Origin of the sequence: Caballeronia sp. LjRoot29 (assembly GCF_964252755.1) — a bacterium.
GTDB lineage: Bacteria > Pseudomonadota > Gammaproteobacteria > Burkholderiales > Burkholderiaceae > Caballeronia.
Genome location: NZ_CAXUPU020000009.1, coordinates 31,098 through 45,683, shown reverse-complemented (window position 1 = coordinate 45,683; position 14,586 = coordinate 31,098). Strand labels below are relative to the sequence as shown.

At 59.8% G+C, this 14,586-nt stretch carries 15 protein-coding genes; 5 read left to right on the top strand and 10 right to left on the bottom strand.

Annotated features, from left to right (window positions below; genetic code table 11):
- Nucleotides 1–26 precede the first annotated feature (26 nt).
- Both ACSQ83_RS12785 and argF read right to left on the bottom strand, forming a co-directional pair.
- The gene (locus tag ACSQ83_RS12785; RefSeq protein ID WP_436228372.1) at nucleotides 27–1,256 is read right to left on the bottom strand and encodes an argininosuccinate synthase; all 1,230 of its coding nucleotides are present in this window, start codon (nucleotides 1,254–1,256) and stop codon (nucleotides 27–29) included.
- Between the two features lie 152 nt (nucleotides 1,257–1,408).
- Nucleotides 1,409–2,338, bottom strand: a complete 930-nt coding sequence (gene argF, locus ACSQ83_RS12780) for an ornithine carbamoyltransferase (protein WP_414967483.1) — start codon at nucleotides 2,336–2,338, stop codon at nucleotides 1,409–1,411.
- A 694-nt stretch (nucleotides 2,339–3,032) separates the two neighbouring features.
- Here argF and ACSQ83_RS12775 point away from each other — a divergent pair.
- Nucleotides 3,033–3,365 (top strand): DUF3579 domain-containing protein, encoded by a 333-nt coding sequence (locus ACSQ83_RS12775; protein WP_213767252.1) that lies wholly within the window; start codon nucleotides 3,033–3,035, stop codon nucleotides 3,363–3,365.
- A 164-nt stretch (nucleotides 3,366–3,529) separates the two neighbouring features.
- On the opposite strand, the gene rpsT is transcribed toward ACSQ83_RS12775, so the two are convergent.
- Together rpsT and ACSQ83_RS12765 are read right to left on the bottom strand one after the other, a co-directional pair.
- Entirely contained in the window at nucleotides 3,530–3,805 is a 276-nt protein-coding gene (rpsT, locus tag ACSQ83_RS12770) for a 30S ribosomal protein S20 (RefSeq protein ID WP_031361387.1), read from the bottom strand.
- Between the two features lie 32 nt (nucleotides 3,806–3,837).
- A complete protein-coding gene (locus ACSQ83_RS12765; RefSeq protein ID WP_436228371.1) occupies nucleotides 3,838–4,209 on the bottom strand; it encodes a hypothetical protein in 372 nt (123 codons plus the stop codon).
- A 93-nt stretch (nucleotides 4,210–4,302) separates the two neighbouring features.
- Here ACSQ83_RS12765 and murJ point away from each other — a divergent pair, with 93 nt between their 5' ends.
- The gene (murJ, locus tag ACSQ83_RS12760) at nucleotides 4,303–5,853 is read left to right on the top strand and encodes a murein biosynthesis integral membrane protein MurJ (protein WP_436228370.1); all 1,551 of its coding nucleotides are present in this window, start codon (nucleotides 4,303–4,305) and stop codon (nucleotides 5,851–5,853) included.
- Complete coding sequence (locus ACSQ83_RS12755; RefSeq protein ID WP_299703327.1) at nucleotides 5,853–6,698, top strand: SirB1 family protein; 846 nt, start codon at nucleotides 5,853–5,855, stop codon at nucleotides 6,696–6,698. The genes murJ and ACSQ83_RS12755 overlap by 1 nt, the downstream gene beginning before the upstream one ends.
- 109 nt (nucleotides 6,699–6,807) lie before the next feature.
- On the opposite strand, the gene ACSQ83_RS12750 is transcribed toward ACSQ83_RS12755, so the two are convergent.
- The 5 genes from ACSQ83_RS12750 to lpxK form a co-directional block, all read right to left on the bottom strand.
- On the bottom strand, nucleotides 6,808–7,566 hold the full coding sequence (locus ACSQ83_RS12750) for a 3-hydroxyacyl-CoA dehydrogenase (RefSeq protein WP_436228369.1): 759 nt from the start codon (nucleotides 7,564–7,566) through the stop codon (nucleotides 6,808–6,810).
- A gap of 151 nt (nucleotides 7,567–7,717) precedes the next feature.
- Nucleotides 7,718–8,380, bottom strand: coding sequence for an adenylate kinase (gene adk / locus ACSQ83_RS12745; protein WP_414949495.1), 663 nt, complete (start codon nucleotides 8,378–8,380; stop codon nucleotides 7,718–7,720).
- A gap of 453 nt (nucleotides 8,381–8,833) precedes the next feature.
- On the bottom strand, nucleotides 8,834–9,643 hold the full coding sequence (kdsB, locus tag ACSQ83_RS12740; RefSeq protein ID WP_436228368.1) for a 3-deoxy-manno-octulosonate cytidylyltransferase: 810 nt from the start codon (nucleotides 9,641–9,643) through the stop codon (nucleotides 8,834–8,836).
- Nucleotides 9,644–9,680: 37 nt separating this feature from the next.
- Nucleotides 9,681–9,887: a Trm112 family protein gene (locus tag ACSQ83_RS12735; protein WP_436228367.1), complete on the bottom strand. Its 207-nt coding sequence runs from the start codon at nucleotides 9,885–9,887 to the stop codon at nucleotides 9,681–9,683.
- Nucleotides 9,868–10,884 carry a tetraacyldisaccharide 4'-kinase gene (gene lpxK / locus ACSQ83_RS12730; RefSeq protein WP_436228366.1) on the bottom strand — a complete coding sequence of 339 codons (1,017 nt, stop codon included), beginning with the start codon at nucleotides 10,882–10,884 and terminating at the stop codon, nucleotides 9,868–9,870. Before lpxK ends, ACSQ83_RS12735 begins: the two co-directional genes overlap by 20 nt.
- A 656-nt stretch (nucleotides 10,885–11,540) precedes the next feature.
- Between lpxK and xseA the strand changes: the two genes are divergently transcribed.
- A complete protein-coding gene (gene xseA / locus ACSQ83_RS12725; protein WP_436228365.1) occupies nucleotides 11,541–12,920 on the top strand; it encodes an exodeoxyribonuclease VII large subunit in 1,380 nt (459 codons plus the stop codon).
- A 283-nt stretch (nucleotides 12,921–13,203) separates the two neighbouring features.
- Entirely contained in the window at nucleotides 13,204–13,785 is a 582-nt protein-coding gene (gene sodB / locus ACSQ83_RS12720) for a superoxide dismutase [Fe] (protein WP_436228364.1), read from the top strand.
- Between the two features lie 373 nt (nucleotides 13,786–14,158).
- Here the strand turns inward: sodB and ACSQ83_RS12715 are convergent, their stop codons facing one another.
- Entirely contained in the window at nucleotides 14,159–14,512 is a 354-nt protein-coding gene (locus tag ACSQ83_RS12715; RefSeq protein WP_436228363.1) for a hypothetical protein, read from the bottom strand.
- Nucleotides 14,513–14,586: the final 74 nt, after the last annotated feature.

Here is a 14,586-nt window from a genome sequence, read left to right as displayed (position 1 = left end):
TTCCACATCAACCAAGCGTAGCCAACTCAACCACCACGCTTGCGACGCGCATTTTCCGCAATCCGCATGCGCAACGCGTTCAGCTTGATGAATCCGCCGGCATCGGCTTGATCGTACGCGCCGCCGTCGTCATCGAACGTGGCAATGTTCTTGTCGAACAGTGTTTCCTTCGAATCGCGCGCCACCACCGTCACGCTGCCCTTGTACAGCTTCACGCGCGTCCAGCCGTTGACCTTGTCTTGCGTATGGTCGATCAACACTTGCAGCGCGCGGCGCTCCGGGCTCCACCAGTAGCCGTTGTAAATCAGCGCGGCGTAGCGCGGCATCAGGTCGTCTTTCAAGTGCGCCACTTCGCGATCCAGCGTGATCGACTCAATCCCACGATGCGCCTTGAGCATGATCGTGCCACCCGGCGTTTCATAACAACCGCGCGACTTCATGCCGACATAGCGGTTTTCGACCAGATCCAGCCGGCCAATACCGTGCTTGCCGCCAATCGCGTTCAATTGCGTGAGCATCTCTGATGGCGACAAACGCTTGCCGTTCAGCGCAACCGGATCACCCTTCTCGTATTCGATATCCAGATATTCCGGCTGATCCGGCGCATCTTCGGGCGCGACCGTCCAGCGCCACATATCGGCTTCAGCCTCGGCTTTCGGATCTTCCAGGTGACGGCCTTCGAACGAAATGTGCAGCAGGTTCGCGTCCATGGAGTAGGGCGCGCCGCCTTGCTTATGCTTCATTTCGATCGGAATACCTGCCTTTTCCGCGTAAGCGAGCAGCTTCTCGCGCGACAGCAGATCCCATTCACGCCACGGTGCGATCACCTTGATACCCGGCTCGAGCGAGTAATAACCCAACTCGAAACGCACCTGGTCGTTGCCCTTGCCGGTCGCGCCGTGCGACACGGATTGGGCACCCACCGCACGCGCGATTTCGATCTGGCGTTTCGCGATCAGCGGACGCGCGATCGACGTGCCGAGCAAATACTCGCCTTCATAAACGGTATTGGCGCGGAACATGGGGAACACGAAGTCGCGGACAAATTCCTCACGCAGATCTTCGATAAAGATGTTGTCCTGCTTGATGCCAAGCTGCAGTGCTTTCTTGCGCGCCGGTTCGAGTTCTTCGCCCTGACCGATGTCAGCGGTGAACGTCACGACTTCGGCGTCGTAGTTGTCCTGCAACCACTTCAGGATGACGGAGGTATCGAGGCCGCCTGAGTAGGCGAGCACGACTTTTTTGATATCGCTCATGGTGAACTCGTATGGCTGGAAAACGGTGTGCGCCGGGCTTTCAGCGCGCGGAAAACCGCTATTTTGACATCAAATGGCGGCTGTTCCGCATTTTCGGGGCGACGCGGCGTTTCGATGGAAACCCCGCGCGGTTAGCTAAACGCTGCAGCCGCTCAGTGATTGAGTTTGCCGAGCAGCAGATATTCCATCAGCGCCTTCTGGACGTGCAGCCGGTTTTCGGCCTCATCCCAGACCACGCTCTGGGGGCCGTCGATCACGTCCGCGCTGACTTCTTCACCACGATGCGCCGGCAGGCAATGCATGAACAGCGCATCCGGATTCGCGCGCGCCATCATTTCCGAATCGACACACCAATCGGCGAAGGCCTTCTTGCGCACTTCGTTCTCAGCTTCGAAACCCATGCTGGTCCAGACGTCGGTGGTGACAAGGTCGGCGCCAGTGCAGGCGTCGTTCGGATCGGCGAATTCTTCGTAGAAGGGCGCGCTATCAGGCGACACCAGCGCATGATCGAGCGAGTAACCCGGCGGCGTGGACAGGCGCAGTTTGAAGCCGAGAATCTGCGCCGCTTCAATCCACGTGTACAGCATGTTGTTCGCGTCGCCGACCCAGGCCACGGTTTTCCCTGCGATGGGGCCGCGCAATTCGTAATAGGTGAAGACGTCGGCCAGGACCTGGCATGGGTGATATTCGTTCGTCAGACCGTTGATCACCGGTACGCGCGAGTTGTCCGCGAAGCGCTGGATGATGTGCTGGCCGAACGTGCGGATCATAATGATGTCGACCATGCGCGACACCACTTGCGCCGCGTCCTCGATGGGTTCACCGCGGCCGAGTTGCGTGTCGCGTGTGCTGAGGAACACGGCGTGACCGCCAAGCTGGAAGATACCCGCTTCGAACGAGAGCCGCGTACGCGTTGAATTCTTCTCGAAGATCATCGCCAGCGTGCGGTCGTGCAGCGGATGGTAGGTCTCGTAGCTCTTGAACTTGCGCTTGAGAATACGCGCGCGTTCGAGCACGTAGTCATAGTCGTCGAGAGAGAAATCCTTGAACTGCAAATAATGGCGAATTTTTTTTTCGGTCATGAAAAATGCGTACGGCGGCTTCAGCCGGCAATTGCGCCGGACGGCGCCGCCGTCGTGGTGGTATCGAATTTCAGCATAAAGGAATTTCCGGTGTTTGACGAGGCCGCCAAATAGCCAACGCGCGAGCCAACGCGCGCCGCCATACGCCGTCTGACGTGGTTTAGAGGCTTTGTGTGCAGTGCGGAAAAAGGGCCTCTGCTGTATAATCCGGCAGGTTTCTCCGGCAGTCCTGATACCTTTCGACTGCTTACGAATCAGACCCGCTGGCACGTTAAGCCAAGTCAATCCGCGAGCTAAACACGCAGATTCCAGGTTGCTTTTCGGCATAAATCTGCGGGAGTCCAGGCGGTTCGCGTTTTCACGCGAGTTCGTCTCGCTGGCACTTGTCTACCTGTCCAGGCAGTCCGTATGGATTGCAGCCGTGAACGCGTTCGGCATGAGTTGATCGCGCGCACAGGTCGGCTCGGGCGGCGTCGCGCTCAGGCGAATAAATGGTCAATGAGCGGTCGATGAGTAGTCGATAAGCGGGTAGATGCAGGTCGAAAAAGAGGCTGGATCTTACCGGCCGCGACGCTGCCGGACGAGGCGAAGTTCAGCGCCGGAGGTTGCAGCCGATGACTTTCCGGTTCACCTTGCCAACCATGCATGCGCGTTCGCCGGCGTTCTTCGCCGGTCGTCAAACAGGTATTCCTACATGGCCGAAACAATTCCAACCGAATACTTCATCCAGGGCATTACGTCGAACGGCAAGACTTTTCGGCCGAGCGACTGGTCGGAAAGGCTTTGCGGCGTGATGTCCGGGTTCGGCCCGGGCAAGCGCGGTCCAAACGCCCGGTTGCAGTATTCCGTCTATGTCCGCCCGACGTTGCTCGGTAATGTGAAGACAGTGATCCTTGATTCCCGATTGCGTGACATCGAGCCCATGGCTTTTGATTTCGTGATGAATTTTGCCAAGGACAATGACCTGCTCGTGACCGAGGCGTGCGAGTTGCCGCCACATCACGCCACCCAGCAGCAACATGGCTAGCTGAGTAGCAGGGGGCTTTGAGAAGGCCTCCTACCGATGCACACGACAAAAAACCCGCTTTTAGCGGGTTTTTTATTGCTGTCTTATTGCTGCTTATGGGTGCCTTTTTGCCTGTCACGCACTCGTCAAACTAAAGGCGCGCAGCGGGCGACGCAACAGAATCTTTAAGCCGCGGGTGCTTGCAGACCCTTGATAGCGGCCGACAGACGGCTTTTATGACGAGCAGCCTTGTTCTTGTGGACGATGCGCTTGTCCGCAATGATGTCGATGGTCTTGACCGACGTCTTGTAGATTTCTGCAGCCTTGGCTTGGTCGCCGGCGTCGATCGCCTTGCGAACGGCCTTGATGGCGGTGCGGAATTTCGAGCGCAGCGCCGAGTTGTGCGAGTTTGCCTTGGCGCCTTGACGGGCGCGCTTGCGGGCTTGTGCGGTATTTGCCATGACGGTTCCTTATCCTGTTCCAGCTATGTGTTTCAGCGCTTCCCGTTTTGCTTCTGGATCAGATCCAACTCAATGCTGGCCCGACTCCACACAAGATAAAACGAGGTCAATCCGATGCGCTGTTTATGATCAAACCCTCGGGATCGATTGCCCGAAAGCGCAAAAAACGTCGAAAGAAGTCGCGAAGCCGCCGTGCTTTGTACTTCGTCAGCAACGTACCTAAAAGTGCCGAAGGCAGATTCAGGAGCTTCGAAACCGGCGATTATAGCAACGAAATCATGGGACTGGCAAGCGCGGCTGGTTTTTGCCGCGTGTGGCAGGGAATCAACCGCAATGAGCAACCGCAATGAGCAACGGCAAAGAGCCGGATGCATCGAGCCGCGCAGTTTAACAGCTGCAGCCACGCGCCCTTGTGCCATCCAAGTTGCAAATTCTAACGATTCCGCCGATGTTGCAACGCGTCGCGTTCATAATGCGGCCCGTATAATCAACGCCCCATGAATCTATTCCGAGCCCTACTGACGGTCAGCGGCTTCACGCTGCTTTCCCGCGTGACCGGCCTGGTCCGCGAAACGCTGATCGCGCGAGCCTTCGGCGCCAGTCAATTCACCGACGCGTTCTACGTCGCCTTCCGCATCCCGAACCTGCTGCGGCGCTTGTCCGCTGAAGGAGCGTTCTCGCAGGCGTTCGTGCCCATCCTTGCAGAGTTCAAGAACACCGAAGGCCACGACGCCACCAGAGCGCTCGTCGACGCCATGTCGACGGTGCTCGCGTGGGCGCTGGCGGTCGTATCGCTCGCAGGCGTAGCGGGCGCATCGTGGGTCGTCTTCGCCGTCGCCTCGGGCCTCGAGCACGACGGCCGCGCGTTCGGCCTTGCGGTGACCATGACCCAGATCATGTTCCCGTACATCATCTTCATCTCGCTGACATCGCTGGCGTCCGGAGTGCTCAACACGTACCGGCAATTCTCGCTGCCCGCGTTCGCACCCGTGCTGCTCAACGTGTCGTTCATCGCGGCCGCCATCTTCCTCGCGCCGCACCTGAAAGTGCCGGTCTACGCGCTCGCCTATGCGGTGATCGTGGGCGGCGTGCTGCAGTTTCTCGTGCAGTTGCCCGGTCTCAAGAAGATCGACATGATCCCGCGCATCGGCTTGAATTTTTTCCGTGCGTTGCGGCATCCGGGCGTCAAGCGCGTGCTGATCAAGATGGTCCCCATGACGTTCGGCGTGTCGGTCGCGCAATTGAGCCTGATCATCAATACGAACATTGCGTCGCGACTCGGGCCGGGCGCGGTGTCGTGGATCAATTACTCCGATCGGCTGATGGAGTTTCCCACCGCGCTGCTCGGCGCAGCGCTGGGCACCATCCTGCTGCCGAGCCTTTCCAAGGCGCACGTGGACGCCGATCCGGTCGAATATTCCGCGCTGCTGGACTGGGGCCTGCGCATCACGTTCCTGATGGCGGCACCCAGCGGCGTTGCGCTGTTTTTCTTCGCCGTTCCACTGACGGCCACGTTGTTTCACTACGGTAAATTCGACGCAAATTCCGTCGTCATGGTCGGACGGGCGTTATCGGCGTATGGCGTCGGGCTGGTCGGACTCATCTTGATCAAGATCCTCACGCCCGGTTTTTATGCGAAGCAGGACATCAAGACGCCGGTGATTATTGGCATCATCGTGTTGATCGCTATTCAGATCAGCAATCTGATTTTCGTGCCTATTTTCGCGCACGCTGGATTGACGCTATCGATCGGCTTGGGCGCCTGCGTAAATGCCACGCTTTTGTTCATCGGCTTGCGCAAGCGCGGAATTTACCAGCCGTCGCCAGGATGGACGCGCTTCTTCGCGCAACTCGTCGGCGCGTGCCTCGTGCTCGCGGGCGTGATGCATTGGGTGGCCGGCAATTTCGACTGGATCGGCATGCGTGCCGCACCTCTGGAGCGAATCATGCTTCTCGGTGCAAGCCTGGTTGTATTCGGTGCGCTATATTTCGGTATGCTCTCCGCGATGGGTTTTAAATACGCGTATTTCAGAAGGCGAACGCTGTAATGACGACGACGCGCATCCTCGACTATTTCACCTCGCTTGTGGCGGAGGACGACAGTCTGCCGCTCACCGAGGCGGCGTTGTCGCTCGCCCAGGACGCGTATCCGGATCTCGATCTGCAGGGCGTGCTGGCTGAGATCGACGAACTGGTGTTACGCGTGCGCCGCCGTATGCCCGAAGACGCCGACATCAAGCAGAAGGTCGGCGTGCTGAATCGCTTTTTCTTCCGCGAGCTGGGTTTCACGAGCAATCTCAACGATTACTACGACCCCGATAATAGCCACCTGAACATGGTGCTGAAGCGGCGTCGCGGGATTCCGATTTCGCTGGCCGTCGTGTATCTGGAAATGAGCGAGCAACTCGGTATTCCGGTGCGTGGCGTTTCGTTTCCCGCGCACTTCCTGCTGCGCGTGACCACGCCCGACGGCGACGTGATGCTCGATCCCACCACCGGCCATTCCTTGTCCGAATCGGCGATGGTCGAGATGCTCGAACCGTATGTGCAGCGAGTGGGCGAATCGATTGGCAGTGCGTTGCGGGTATTGTTGCAGCCGGCTACGCGCCGCGAAATCATCGGACGAATGCTACGCAATTTGAAGAGCATTTATCTTCAGACGGAGCGCTGGCAACGGCTGCTCGCCGTGCAGCAACGGCTCGTGATCCTGATGCCGGGAAGTATCGAAGAAGTGCGCGATCGGGGCTTCGCATATGCGCGCTTGGACTACTTGCGTCCGGCGATGGAAGATCTGCGCCGGTATCTCGATGATCGGCCCGAGGCTGAAGATGCCACCGTCGTGGAGACGGAATTGCATGAGTTGCGGCAGCGTACGCAGCACAATGGCGAGTAATTTTTCCAGCTTTGCTGAAGTAAAAAACGGCGGCTCATCTCTTCGATGGCCGCCGTTTTTTATCTATGCCTAAGCTCGCTAGCCGCTGCCCACCCCCAAGTTGAAAAATTTACTTCGGCTGCATCCGGATCGCGCCGTCGAGGCGAATCACTTCGCCGTTGAGCATGGGGTTGTCGAAGATGTGCTTGACGAGCATGGCGTACTCGTTCGGTTTGCCGAGACGCGAGGGGAAAGGCACCATTGCGCCGAGCGCGTCCTGCACCTCCTTCGGCATGCCGAGCAGCATGGGCGTTTCGAAGATACCTGGCGCAATCGTCATCACGCGAATGCCGTTGCGCGATAAATCCCGGGCGATCGGCAATGTCATGCCGACCACGCCGCCTTTTGATGCCGCATACGCCGCCTGGCCGATCTGGCCATCGTAGGCGGCCACCGATGCCGTGCTCACGATCACACCTCGTTCGCCCGCTGCGTTCGGTTCGTTCTTCGACATGGCCGCTGCCGCCAAACGGATCATGTTGAACGTGCCGATCAAATTCACGCCGATCGTCTTCGCGAACAGATCGAGCGCATGCGGGCCATCCTTGCCCACCGTCTTCGCCGCCGGCGCGATGCCCGCGCAATTGACCAGCCCGCGCAAGCTGCCGAGTTGCGTCGCGGCTTCCACAGCGCGCTGGCCATCTTCCTCGCGGCTCACGTCGCATTTCACGAACACACCGCCGAGTTCCTTTGCGAGCTTCTCGCCGCCGGCTTCGTTCATGTCGGCGAGCACGACCTTACCGCCGTGGTCGCGGATAAGCTGAGCCGTCGCCGCGCCAAGGCCCGATGCGCCGCCGGTGACGAGAAAGACGTTGTCCTGGATGTCCATGCTGTGTGCTCCTTGATGAGGGTGAGTCGTAGAACATGTTTCGTCCCAGGGATCGCTCAGGACGAAAACGAAAAACCCGCTCGGCCGATGGAGCGCGAGCGGGTTTCAGAAGGCGTGCCCCGAGCGCCCAGGTATGAGCGCTCAGTGACAATCAGGTCAATGCATCGAACACGCGCGTGCGGATTTCATCGACGGTACCGAGCCCCGAGATCCGCCGATACTCCGGCGCTTTCAGGCCGTTGTTATCGCCATGTTTGGACCACGTGTTGTAGTACTCGATCAGCGGCTTGGTCTGCGCAACGTACACGTCGAGCCGCTTCTTCACGGTCTCTTCCTTGTCGTCGTCGCGCTGGATCAGCGGTTCGCCGGTGACGTCGTCAAGACCTTCCACTTTCGGCGGATTGAACTTGATGTGATACGTGCGCCCCGACGCTGCATGCGAGCGCCGACCGCTCATGCGCTCGATGATGTCCGCGAACGGCACGTCGATCTCAAGCACATAGTCGATAGCAACACCGGCTTCCTTCATGGCGTCCGCTTGGGGAAGCGTGCGCGGGAAACCGTCGAATAGATAGCCGTTCGCGCAGTCCGCTTCCTGCAGGCGTTCTTTCACGAGGTTGATGATGAGCGTGTCCGGCACGAGTTCGCCGGCGTCCATGAAGCGCTTGGCTTCCACGCCAAGCGGCGAACCTGCTTTCACGGCGGCGCGCAGCATGTCGCCCGTCGAGATCTGCGGGATGCCGAACTTTTGCTTGATGAACGTGGCCTGGGTGCCCTTGCCGGCGCCGGGGGCGCCCAACAGGATCAAACGCATGGTGATATCTCCGAATCGAATAGAAACCGCTGCGCTGCGAGGCTTATCTGGCATCCGGTCGCTGTGGCATATCGCCCGGCTGAAGCCGCAAACGAGGCGCGACGAGCCGAATTCGAGAGACGGCGCGGCACCAGTCGACATAGGCGCTCAGGAGCGTTGGCGCTGACCGGAAGGCTCGCGCTACCAATCGATTATGCCACGCATCGTCACAATCGCGGCCCGAATCCGAGGCTGGAAAGCCCGGAAAGTCGCACGCAGCGGGGGTTAACGCGAGTTGATCGAGAGCGGCATGGCGCGCTAGGAACAGGTGGAAACGCGCCGATTTCGCGGGTCGTAATCGCTATGAGAAGCGATGGATAGGTCGATGCTCGGCGCGCGACTGGAGGGCACGACAACGGAACTGCGGAAGGCACGCTGCTGCGAAAGCGCGGCTTAAGCGTGCTGCCCGTACTCTTATGCCGACGCCTCGAACAGCGCGCGGACGCGGGCCAGATCATTGGGGGTATCGACACCCGGCGGCGGCGCGTCGTTCGTCGTCAGCACTGCGATGCGCTCGCCGTGCCAGAGCGCGCGCAATTGCTCGAGCGCTTCGGCTTCTTCGATCGGCGCCACTGACATCGTGGGATAAATCCGCAAGAACTTCGCGCGATACGCGTACAAGCCGATGTGGCGCAACACGTTGGCGGGAACGGACGGACGCGCGCTGAGCGCGGCGACATTTGGCCAGTCCTTTTGCCACGCGTCACGCGACCAGGGAATCGGCGCGCGCGAAAAATACAACGCCACGCTCTTCGAATCCAGCACGACTTTCACGACGTTCGGGTTGAAGACATCGGCGGGATCGTGAATGGGATGTGCCGCGGTGGCGATCACGCACGACGGATGCGCCGCCAGATGCGCCGCCACATTGCGCACGAGCGCCGGGTCGATCAAGGGCTCGTCGCCTTGCACATTGACCACGATGGTGTCGTCGCTCCAGCCGAAATGCGTCGCGACTTCGGCGAGCCGGTCGGTTCCGTTCGGATGATCGGCGCGGGTGAGCAGCGCCTCGAAACCATGCTCCTTCGCGACCTCGACCACACGCTGCGAGTCTGTTGCGATCAGCACTTGCAGCGCACCCGACAAACGCGCGCGCTCGGCGACGCGCACGACCATCGGCTTGCCGCCGATATCGGCCAGCGGCTTGTCCGGCAGCCGCGTGGACGCGAGCCGCGCGGGCACGACGGCGATAAAGGGCGGCGCGACCGGAACGTGTGCGTTCATAAAACCTCAGCGTTGAATCTCAGAAATCCAAGAAATCTCAGTTTCCGTCGGAGGGTTTCAACGGTTCGATGGGCGTGCCTTCCACGGTCTGGCGGGCTTCATCGGGCAGCATGATGGGAATGCCGTCGCGGATGGGGTAGGCGAGCTTGTCGACGTTGCAGATGAGTTCCTGCGCCGCGCGGTCATGCGTGAGCTGGGTCTTGCAAATAGGGCAGACAAGGATTTCAAGCAGGCGTGCGTCCACGGAGTTTCTCCACAACTAATGCGATGAGGCGGGGGCTGAGCACGGCTTCGACTGGAACCACCCAGATGCGCGCGTCACGCCAGGCCCCGAATTTTACTGCATCCTTCTCGGTGATCAGGATCGTATCGGCGTCGATGCCGGCGAACGGATTGTCACGATAATCGTAGTGGTCCGGGAACGCGCGCGTGGCCGGCGCGAGGCCGGCGGCACGCAGCGACGCGAAGAACCGCTCCGGCGAGCCGATGCCCGCTGCTGCCGCGATCCGTTCGCCCTTGAACGCGGTTAGCGGACGGCGCACGGCCGGATCGTCGAGACGCCACGCGTCGCCGGTGGCCAGGTCAAGCGAGAACGTGTTCGGCCACGGCGGCAACGTGCGGTCGTACGGGCTGTTGATGAGCGTGGCGTCGCGACGTCGCGACATCGGCTCACGCAGAGGTCCTGCTGGCAGCAGGAAACCGTTGCCGCCCAGACGGTCGTCGAAGACCACGAGTTCGAACGCGCGGGCCATGCGATAGTGCTGCAGGCCGTCGTCGCTGACGATTACATCGACCGATGGATTCGCCTTCAGCAACGCTTGAGCCGCCGCGACGCGATCCGGCGACACCATCACCGGCGCATGCGTGCGGCGCGCGATCAGCAGGGGTTCATCGCCGACTTCGGAGGGTTGACTGTCGGCGGTGACCCGCGTGGCTTCGTGGATCTTCGCGCCGTAACCGCGCGAGACGACGCCCGGCTGAAAGCCGGCGGCGCGCAGTGCTTCGACCAGCGCGATCACCGTCGGCGTCTTGCCGGTGCCGCCCACGGTTACGTTACCGACCACGACCACCGGCACGCCCACGTTCACCTGCTTGATCAAGCCGAGCGTGAAAAACGCGCGTCGAATGGCGGCGATCAGGCCGAACACGCATGCGAAGGGCGTCAGCGACCACGCGACCCAGCCGCGCTTGCGCCACTCACGGGCGAGGAAGTTTTCAATCGGCGGCTTGAAGTCAGACATGGCGCGCCTTGCGGTCAATATCTTCGGACGACAGCAACGGTGGGCGGTGTAGCGGCGAGAGAAAGGACGATGTTTGCGATAACAGCCGGCACCTTTGCATCGAGGCGGATCTCCAGAATGAGCGAATTTGGGCGAATGGCAAGCAGATGGTAAGGGGTCGATGGACGACGCAGGGCACATGTCGCGCTCGCCCTTGAACCCGGCACTCTAGCGCGGCGATGCCTGGGGCGCCAGTCGAAGGGCAGTGCCGACCTCGATTCAAGCCGGGAAAACGGGTAGATTACATGCTCCATTTTGCTCGCAAGCTATTCACAATCCGCCTGTGGATAACTCTGTGAACAACTTGAGCGGCAGCGGGCCGAAATCGGCACCGCGAAAGACGTAGATCGGCTTCTTCATGAATTAGGGATAGAAAACATCGTTAAATCAACGGCTTAAGGCGCATTCATCATCGTTTCGCACGTGCCGATGTCAGCTTTCGGTAACTTGTGCATTGTGGACACTTGCTACACTTCGGATTCTGATTGGTCTATCGTCCATGCCTTGTTACTAGAGCGTTCGGCGGTGCGGGAATGGCTCTTGTTGGCCTGTTTATATGTCCGCGAGCATGCGACTTTTGACCCTGTTTTCAACCCGAAACGACGACTTTTTCTTCGATGAGCTCCGATCCTTTCGCATCATCCGGTTCAGCCGCCAGTGCCGATGCCGTCATCCCCGTGTCGGCGCTGAACCGGGCGATCGGGTCAATGCTCGAACGCTCGTTCCCGCTGGTCTGGGTATCGGGTGAAGTATCGAATTTTACGAAAGCGGCCAGCGGCCACTGGTATTTCTCGATCAAGGACGCGCAGGCGCAGATGCGCTGCGTGATGTTCCGCGGCCGTGCGCAGTACGCCGAGTTCACGCCGCGCGAAGGCGACCGGATCGAGGTCCGCGGGCTCGTGACCATGTATGAACCGCGCGGCGAATTGCAACTCGGCGTGGAAGCGGTGCGGCGCACGGGCCAAGGTCGTCTGTACGAAGCCTTCTTGAAGCTGAAGGCGAAACTTGAAGCCGAGGGGCTGTTCGCGGCCGAACGCAAGCGTGCGCTGCCGCAGCATCCGAAAGCGATTGGCATCGTGACGTCGTTGCAGGCGGCGGCGTTGCGCGATGTGCTCACCACGCTCTCGCGGCGCGCGCCGCACGTGCCGGTGATCGTGTATCCCGCGCCGGTGCAGGGCGCGGGCGTGGCCGCGAAGCTCGCCGCGATGGTCGATCAGGCCAGCGCACGCCGCGAAGTCGATGTGTTGATCGTGTGTCGTGGAGGCGGTTCGATTGAAGACCTGTGGGCGTTCAACGAGGAAGTCCTCGCTCGGGCAATAGCCGAAAGTGCGATGCCGGTCGTTAGCGGCGTAGGCCACGAGACGGATTTCACCATCGCCGATTTTGCCGCCGATGTCCGCGCGCCCACGCCCACAGCAGCCGCCGAACTGGTCAGTCCGCAGCGCGTGTTGTTGCTGCGCGATCTCGATCATCGCCATGCTGCGCTCGCCCGTGGTTTCGGCCGGACGATGGAACGGCGTGCGCAGCAGCTCGACTGGCTGGCGCGGCGGCTGGTCAGCCCGGCGGAGCGCCTGGAACGTCAGCGCACGCACTTGCGGCAACTGGCGGTGCGGCTGGCCTCCGCCGGTGCGCGTCCGGTCCGCGACGCCCGCGCGCGTTTTGCGCTCGTGCACATGCGCTGGCAGCGCTGGCGTCCGGATCTCGCCGCCGAGCGGGAACATCTGATGCGTCTTTCACAACGCCTGAGTGTGTCGCAAGGGCGCCGGCATGAACGAGCGGCGGCGCGGGTGTCGGAGTTATCGGCGAGGTTGCAGGTGTTGAGCCCGCAACGCACGCTCGAGCGCGGCTACGCGGCTTTGATCGATACCCAATCCGGACGCGCCGTACGCGCGCCGAATGCGCTGAAGCCAGAACGGCCATTGACCGTGCATTTGGCGGAAGGATCGGCGGATATTGTGCTGGCCGATATCCAGCCGCGGCTTTCCAATGAATTCTGATTGGCTGATTGGTTCTGACGCTCGGGCGGTGTGCATCGACTGCTGCTTTCATGCGATGCGCGCATGAGTTTTTACAAGACCTGCGCGGGTAGTTCAAAGCCCGTATTTTTGACGGCTTAGAAGGAACGTTCGAGCATTTTTTACGCCGCTGTTAAAGCTTCGTAATCGATACTGCTCATAAAAACCCGCAATTTGCGGGGTTATCCCAACTCGCCTACAATCGAGTGCTCCATTGCTTCACTCCTCACGTCCCCCATAATCATCATAGAAGGAAGCTCACACCATGGAACATACCCTCCCGCCGTTGCCGTTCGACAAGAATGCGCTTGCTCCGAACATGTCGGAAGAAACGCTTGAGTATCACTATGGCAAGCATCATCAAACCTATGTGACGAACCTGAACAAGCTGATTCCGGGTACCGAATTCGAAAATCTGTCGCTCGAAGAAATCGTCAAGAAAGCATCAGGTGGCGTGTTCAACAACGCAGCCCAGGTGTGGAACCACACGTTCTTCTGGAACAGCCTGTCGCCCAAGGGTGGCGGCGCTCCGACGGGCGCTTTGGCTGACGCCATCAATGCGAAGTACGGCTCGTTCGATAAATTCAAGGAAGAGTTCGCGAAGGTCGCAACCGGCACATTCGGTTCGGGCTGGACGTGGCTCGTGAAGAAGACCGACGGCTCGCTCGATATCGTCTCCACCAGCAATGCCGCTACGCCGCTGACCACCGATGCGAAGGCGCTGCTGACCATCGACGTGTGGGAACACGCGTATTACATTGACTATCGCAATGCTCGCCCGAAGTTCATTGAAGCGTACTGGAACATTGCGAACTGGGACTTTGCGGCGAAGAATTTCGGCGCTTGAGGTTCGTTGTTCGAGCGTGACAATATAGTTCGGAAAGTGCAATAAAGATTGGAAAATCGGGACAACGCGTTGCAATAAAGTTTGGAAAAGGTAGAAGAAATGAAAGCCCTCCCTCCGAGGGCTTTCTGCTTTTCAGCGTGAGACAGCTAATGCCGACAAGCATCGGATCGTCGTGCGGACGATATGTCGCCAGTGTCAGCAGTTCGAACTCGATGCCATCCGTCTTCAGCTCACACTGCGCTTTACGGATTTCCTCTTCGAATCGCTTGTCATCTTCCATGACGGCCAGGATTGCGCGAACCGGTCTGAGACGCTTTGCAATATGGATGAACTCCTTCAGGTGCACGGTTCGCAGACTGCGCCACGCTGACTTTTAGCTTACCTCGCAGAGAATTGACTCACCATCCACGATGGCGAGCAGGTCTGCTTCCGCATTGGGCTTGTCGTAGTCTTCCGAGTACCCAAAACAGGTGGGTCCCACATACATGAACGATGAGCGCGCACGCTCGCGCAGTGCTGTCAGAACCCAGACCAACGACAGCACACTGTAAGAGCGAAGCTTTTCAATGAGAAATTCACTCGGCTGAAAGTACCAGTGAATTCCAACAAGTAGCTCCACGTTGACCGAGCAGACATCACATGCTAGGGAAGCTTTGAGGGCCTGAAAATCGGTCCAGTCGCGATGCTGATACGCCCTACAGGTCCAAGGGAAGCCCTGAAAGAGCATGCGGCGGGTCCTAATTCGACAAGGCAGTCATCGATGGCTCGTTGCCCTCTCGCATCCCACCTTTACGCTCGTCT

Bases quoted from the DNA above. Each gene is read 5' to 3' on its own strand.
- ACSQ83_RS12715 (WP_436228363.1), bottom strand. From the start codon at position 14,512: ATGCTCTTTCAGGGCTTCCCTTGGACCTGTAGGGCGTATCAGCATCGC.
- rpsT (WP_031361387.1), bottom strand. From the start codon at position 3,805: ATGGCAAATACCGCACAAGCCCGCAAGCGCGCCCGTCAAGGCGCCAAG.
- ACSQ83_RS12755 (WP_299703327.1), top strand. From the start codon at position 5,853: ATGACGACGACGCGCATCCTCGACTATTTCACCTCGCTTGTGGCGGAG.
- argF (WP_414967483.1), bottom strand. From the start codon at position 2,338: ATGACCGAAAAAAAAATTCGCCATTATTTGCAGTTCAAGGATTTCTCT.
- murJ (WP_436228370.1), top strand. From the start codon at position 4,303: ATGAATCTATTCCGAGCCCTACTGACGGTCAGCGGCTTCACGCTGCTT.
- ACSQ83_RS12775 (WP_213767252.1), top strand. From the start codon at position 3,033: ATGGCCGAAACAATTCCAACCGAATACTTCATCCAGGGCATTACGTCG.
- adk (WP_414949495.1), bottom strand. From the start codon at position 8,380: ATGCGTTTGATCCTGTTGGGCGCCCCCGGCGCCGGCAAGGGCACCCAG.
- ACSQ83_RS12750 (WP_436228369.1), bottom strand. From the start codon at position 7,566: ATGGACATCCAGGACAACGTCTTTCTCGTCACCGGCGGCGCATCGGGC.
- sodB (WP_436228364.1), top strand. From the start codon at position 13,204: ATGGAACATACCCTCCCGCCGTTGCCGTTCGACAAGAATGCGCTTGCT.
- ACSQ83_RS12785 (WP_436228372.1), bottom strand. From the start codon at position 1,256: ATGAGCGATATCAAAAAAGTCGTGCTCGCCTACTCAGGCGGCCTCGAT.
- lpxK (WP_436228366.1), bottom strand. From the start codon at position 10,884: ATGTCTGACTTCAAGCCGCCGATTGAAAACTTCCTCGCCCGTGAGTGG.
- kdsB (WP_436228368.1), bottom strand. From the start codon at position 9,643: ATGAACGCACACGTTCCGGTCGCGCCGCCCTTTATCGCCGTCGTGCCC.
- xseA (WP_436228365.1), top strand. From the start codon at position 11,541: ATGAGCTCCGATCCTTTCGCATCATCCGGTTCAGCCGCCAGTGCCGAT.